This window comes from Nostoc sp. JL34 (assembly GCF_017114945.1).
In the GTDB taxonomy this organism is placed as follows: domain Bacteria; phylum Cyanobacteriota; class Cyanobacteriia; order Cyanobacteriales; family Nostocaceae; genus Nostoc.
In genome coordinates this window covers 1-5,723 of record NZ_JABXKQ010000117.1, presented here as the reverse complement: position 1 = coordinate 5,723, position 5,723 = coordinate 1, and the positions used below count along the sequence as shown (strand labels likewise).

The window sequence follows — 5,723 nt, the reverse complement described above, 5'->3', positions numbered from 1 at the left end:
TCCCGCATCTGTGCAAAAACCAGGAAACCCTCTTTCCCCCTGCCCCCTGCCCCCTTGCTCCCCTGCTCCCCTGCCGTCTTAATGATAAGTCTTGAACCGGACACGATATTATGACCCGTCAAACTCGCATTAAGCAAAGATAAATTTGTATAATCCTAATATACCAAAGGTGTCGCGCCGCGCATCTGACGTAAAGAATTTATACAGGCAGGACAATCACACCCAAATAAGTTGATTGCCACATTGCTTTCTTCATCATTGAACTCCAGCATTGGAGCATCTTCTTGAGAAAACTCTATTTCACGCTGATAGTTAGGAATTTGAGCCAATACGGAAGCTCTTGCACATACTAAACCCACCTTATGTTTATTGCGTATACAAGATAGCCGGTCTGTGGTTTTGGCTCCTGGTTCTGGCTCCATAGCCTGCGCTTGATTGAGCATTACTCCCATAGAGAGAATAGAGCTAATCAGTACAGGAGAAGAAAGCAAACTCAGTATGAATTTGTTCATTAGTTTCTCTAGAAAACAATCTCGAACGCTCAGATTATCCGATTAAATCTTACAGTGCAAGTAAACATTTATCAGGAATTATCGCGTTAACTCAGAAGCTCGTAAGCACCGCCGCGCTCCAGCGCCCGTTGGTAGACTGGACGTGTGTGAATGCGATCCAGGAAGGCCATGCGCGTTTAGTCCTCCTCGCGCGGCAGCCGCCTCCAGAGGGAAGCTCATTTTCTGCCTTGCTCTTGTATTTCTTGCTGACGCATAGGCATAGCGTCAATTTCCTCAAAAATTGCTTTCGCCTGCACTGGTGTAGTATCACTGCGCTTAATACCGCCATCTTTGCCCACCAAAATCACGCGAAAATTTTCTTTGTCAACCCCAAAGCGTTCGCGCAACTTGGCAGCAGAAGACTCATCTATTGGCTGTCTGTTGGCATAGCTTTCATCTGTTGCCAAAACCTGAATGAGAACTAAATCCCGATCTGCAAAACCGCTGTTATGCTGTTGTAATAGTTGCATTTGCTGCTGATAAGTATAGTTATCAACAGAGGGTGCAAAGACTAGTAGCACGCGGTTTTTCCATTTTTGGGAACTGAGGTTAAATGAAGACATTTTGATGGCATGATTAGTTGAACTTTGAACAATGTCAGCTTTGCTAACTGGCGATATGACTATACAGACTAGTAGGTTAAGGGCAAATAATGCTGAATTATTCATAACTAGTTTTTATCTATTTTCTATAATCTCAAAGTATCATTTTTTAACCAAAAATTTCTCTATCTATTGATAGTTATTCTTGGCATTAAAACTAGGTTTATACGAATCACTCAAACTATAAAAAGCTGATAGGTTATCAAAATTTAGTCTGAAAATATCAAAGTTTTCCCTTCAAAACCCAAACAGTTTTGAGGAGCAAAGATGAGTTTAAATCCCAGCTTTAAAAATCAGGAAGAGTCACATCTCATATTTACAGCAGTTTTCAAGTAGATAAGGTACAAAATACAGGACTCCATCAGACACAAAGAGTTTCTACTTCCTGCCTCCTGCCTACAAACCTGTAGCTTTGTACTTCATCTAAAAGGAAACTGCTGTATGTCTGCCGAGGCTATTTAATGAAAATTAGAATTGTGCCGGATCAAATTCATAAATTCCTCACGAGTCCGCACATCTTTTGCAAAAACACCACGCATTGCACTAGTAACAGTCCAAGAACCAGGTTTCTGCACACCGCGCATTACCATACACATATGGGTTGCTTCTATTACCACTGCAACCCCTTGGGGTTTGAGTAATCCTTGTAAAGCATCAGCAATTTGCACAGTCAGACGTTCTTGAACTTGTAAACGTCGTGCATACATTTCGCAAATACGCGCAATTTTAGATAATCCTATTACTTTACCATTGGGAATGTAAGCAACATGAGCACGACCAATAATCGGCAGAATGTGATGTTCACAGGAACTGAAAATATCGATGTCCCGAACCAAAACCATTTCATTGGCGTTTTCTGTAAATACTGCTCCGTTTAGCAGTTCATCCAAAGATTCATGATATCCTTTCGTGAGAAACTGTAAGGCTTTCATCACTCTTTTTGGAGTATCTTTTAATCCTTCGCGGTCTGGATCTTCTCCTAATCCAATCAGCAAAGTACGCACAGCCTGCATCATTTCGGCTTCTGTTACAGTTTGCTGTTGCCCAGTCGCTAAAGATGATACTACCTGATCAGCAGAAGTTAGATCGGGACGAATCGATAGAGTCATTTTGTGAGTTCTGTGGGAATGTTTGATAAATTAGACCGTTGTCAGATGTCGGTTGCGATTGACTTCTGACTCGTAACTGAGTGTAACATAACTTTACACTTCTTAATCATGCAAAACATTTTCTCAGCTTAAAAACGACACGATGCCCAAAGTGCGTACTTTTGTTAATTTCTCGTGTCTCTTTGTCTCAGTATAGTTTGGCTTTATACTAGTACTGCTTTTTTGTCAATATAAAACTATATGAATTTACCAGAAGTTTTTCGGCGATCACCTTCAACTTTCTTTCGTAAATGAAACAACACTTTGAGAATTTATAACAAGTTAATTTTTAAGTAACCTTACACCATAAATTATCTAATATTAAATCTTTGGACATAATTGTTCTAGTTATGTTTATTCTTTATAGGTTTAATAAATTTTAAAATTAGTAAATTCTTAGGAAGTTGGCGATCTGGAAAATTTAAATAATATTATGTCTGTCTAATTGCTTATCAAAATAAACTCTCTGTGTCCCCGTGTCAGTCCTAATGATTATTCAACCTGACATTGAGATCATTCCTTGTGGCGTCAATTTTGTTTATTTACCCATAATATAGTAAGACTTAAGTCTGTAGCCACAAAAATTAGCTCCATTTAGTTGGGAGCGGTTGACTTTTGCAAAAATATGTCTAGAGAATTCGTGGCGGGTTTGAATTACCGACTAATTGATTCTGAACTCAGAAGCCAAAATTGAGCATCAATTAATAAAATCCGCAATCACGTATAAATATAAATAAAAAAGTCCGTTTTCACGGACTTAAATAAGGGCTTCTGTCACTTTTCTCGGCTACAATCATGTATGAATCATGATGTTTTTATTGTTGATTATTAGCTCAAAAAAAGCAAGCCTTATGAACTACTATAATAGACATAATTACTTGAGTTATATCTTCATGGCTAGATATAAAAGTTGTTTTTATGTAGAAGTGTATCGTTAGATTGTTATTATTCTAGGCAACAGCGATTTAGGCTAACACAAGCTTACTAATTTACACATTTGTTTTTGGACAAAACACAGATAAATATGTCTTTTAAAACTTTAATATTGACAAGATTTTTACATTAAAAAGGTAAGGGTGGTCAGGTATAACAGCCCCAGGAATGAATTCCCAATCCTGGGGTTTTATTATGCGATCGCTTAAAGAAGTGGATTGAAATCGGTATAGCGCCGCGGCGTATAAACCCAGATACTACCATTGCTGCGCTTAATGGTTCGGGTTTTTGTGGAACCGACGATAATAATTGTCCGCATATCGGCGGTTGCTGGTGCTAACTGGTCAAGTGCGATCGCTTTCACTGTCTGTCCTGGTCTACCGAGATTTCGTGCCAATACTACTGGTGTATCCGGTGTTCTATACCGCAACAAAATATTTCTCGCTTCTGCCAGTTGCCAGGTACGCTCTTTGGAAACAGGATTGTAGAAAGCAATGACGAAATCAGCCTCCGCAGCAGCAGTAATTCGTTGGGCGATCGCAAACCAAGGCTTCAAAATATCAGAGAGGGAAATAGCACAGAAGTCATGTCCAAGGGGCGCACCAATGGCTGCTGCTGCTGCCTGCATAGCGGAGATACCTGGGGCCACATGAATGTCGATACTGTCCCATTCGGGTTTAGCATAGCGATCGCATACCTCAAAAACCGCTGTTGCCATTGCATAGATACCGGGGTCGCCAGATGAAACTACAGCTACATATCGCCCAGATGCAGCCAAATCAAGGGCCATCTTTGCCCGTGCTTCTTCTTCGCGGTTGTCAGACTCATGCCGTTGCTTGCCATCAGCCAGAGAACCAACTAAATCTAAATAGGTTTTATAACCTACTAAGTCAGTTGCCGACTTGAGTATCTCCTTTACTTCAGGAGACATCCATTGCTCCCCACCAGGGCCCGTGCCAATGATCGCTAATCGTCCGCGTGGCTGACCGATGGTGCTGGGGTCAATTGGTTGGGGAGCAATAGCGATCGCAATGTTAGGAGAAGGGGAAGATAAGGGAGATGTACCTGTAGCGGCGATCGCTGCGGCTTGCGCGGGGCTATAACCTTGTGATAACAGACTTTCTAGCTGATTTGGGGTAAAAAAGCGGGCAGGGACTCCCAAGGCGCTTGCGACGGCGTGAATTGTGGGATCGGCGGCGGTAGTAAAGGGTGCAAATATGCCGACAACTGATGTTTTTTCTAGTTTGGCATCAGCTAGTAGCTGCTGGACTAAAGCTACTGCATCATCAATGATGTCACTAATTGCGATCGCGATCGTTGCTGGGTGGTAGACAAGGCAGTTGGCTGTGGGAGTCACCAAGCGTTCTGTAACTTGAATGGTCAAATCTCCGTTTGGGTCTATAGGCAGTTTACTACCGCTCAACCAAGGTGCTATTCCTTCTAGCTTGACTTGTGCCCCGGCTAGCAAATCTGAGATAAATTTCTTCGCATCGTCTGGATTCGCTAAATGGTATCCAGGAGGAGGAGATAACAGCGTTGTACCCAAACGTAAATCGCCTGTGGTCGTAATTGCAGGTTTGACATCCAGCGCTTCGGCAATGCGGCGTGCCAAATCGTTTACCCCACCAAGTCCGCCCAAGAGGGGGACGACAGCGCTACCATCTTCAGCCACCGCTAGCACTGGTGGTTCCTGTCGTTTATCCGAGAGTAGGGGAGCTAGAGTCCTAATTAAAATGCCGGCGGCACAAATACCAATCAGCGGCCTTCCCTGGACAAATAACTCGCGCAACGTCTCACCAAAACTCGTGAAGCTGACATCAACTCCAGATGTACGATTCTCTAGACCGTATAGCGTCGCCCCTGGTAGAACGCTGATTATTTTGCGTGCTACTGTCACGCTATTTTGACCTAGTACTACAATTGCAGGTGCAACGTTCATCATCATAAGTAGATATCTTGCAAAATTTGATATCCTTCAAATGAAACCACAGATTTAGACATGCAGCGACTTTATGCGAGATGCGATACCAAAAAAACAATAAGTCCTGACATAATAGCTTCTATTTTTCGCCGATATAAAATCAATAGTAAAGTTATTATGTCTTTTAACAGCTTTTCAGAGGAAACGAAAGCTTATGTATTAGAAGGAGTAGCTTTAGCATCAGATGAAAAACCATGTATTTTGAGCTTTGTAAATTTGAACCATTGGTGCTTAATTACTAATGAAAGATTAATTTAGACAAATTATCAGGAATTTAATAATCTGCATTATGAGACTATTGAAACTGTAGATATAAATAAAGAAAGTCTATTACGTTTAGGAGCATCCTTCAAAAGGCAGAATCAAGAAATAAATAAATATAAGAATAAGATCAGCAGAAAACTTTATTGTTAATATAGAACCCATTTGATATCTTTTAGACGAGCAAGTAGAATCAACAGAAATTAGGTGCATTGAAACAGTTTAGGGTTGAAAATGGGGTATTCAA

The 5,723-nt window shown here is 41.1% G+C and carries 4 protein-coding genes; all 4 read right to left on the bottom strand.

All coding sequences use genetic code 11. The features are described 5' to 3' along the window. Positions 1 to 155 precede the first annotated feature (155 nt). The gene (locus HWQ44_RS20920) at positions 156 to 512 is read right to left on the bottom strand and encodes a hypothetical protein (protein ID WP_292722498.1); all 357 of its coding nucleotides are present in this window, start codon (positions 510 to 512) and stop codon (positions 156 to 158) included. A gap of 215 nt (positions 513 to 727) precedes the next feature. Beyond that, the gene (locus HWQ44_RS20915; protein WP_292722494.1) at positions 728 to 1,219 is read right to left on the bottom strand and encodes a DUF4174 domain-containing protein; all 492 of its coding nucleotides are present in this window, start codon (positions 1,217 to 1,219) and stop codon (positions 728 to 730) included. Between the two features lie 392 nt (positions 1,220 to 1,611). Beyond that, on the bottom strand, positions 1,612 to 2,262 hold the full coding sequence (gene folE, locus HWQ44_RS20910) for a GTP cyclohydrolase I FolE (RefSeq protein ID WP_292722492.1): 651 nt from the start codon (positions 2,260 to 2,262) through the stop codon (positions 1,612 to 1,614). A 1,177-nt stretch (positions 2,263 to 3,439) separates the two neighbouring features. Beyond that, a complete protein-coding gene (cobJ, locus tag HWQ44_RS20905) occupies positions 3,440 to 5,179 on the bottom strand; it encodes a precorrin-3B C(17)-methyltransferase (RefSeq protein WP_292722489.1) in 1,740 nt (579 codons plus the stop codon). Positions 5,180 to 5,723: the final 544 nt, after the last annotated feature.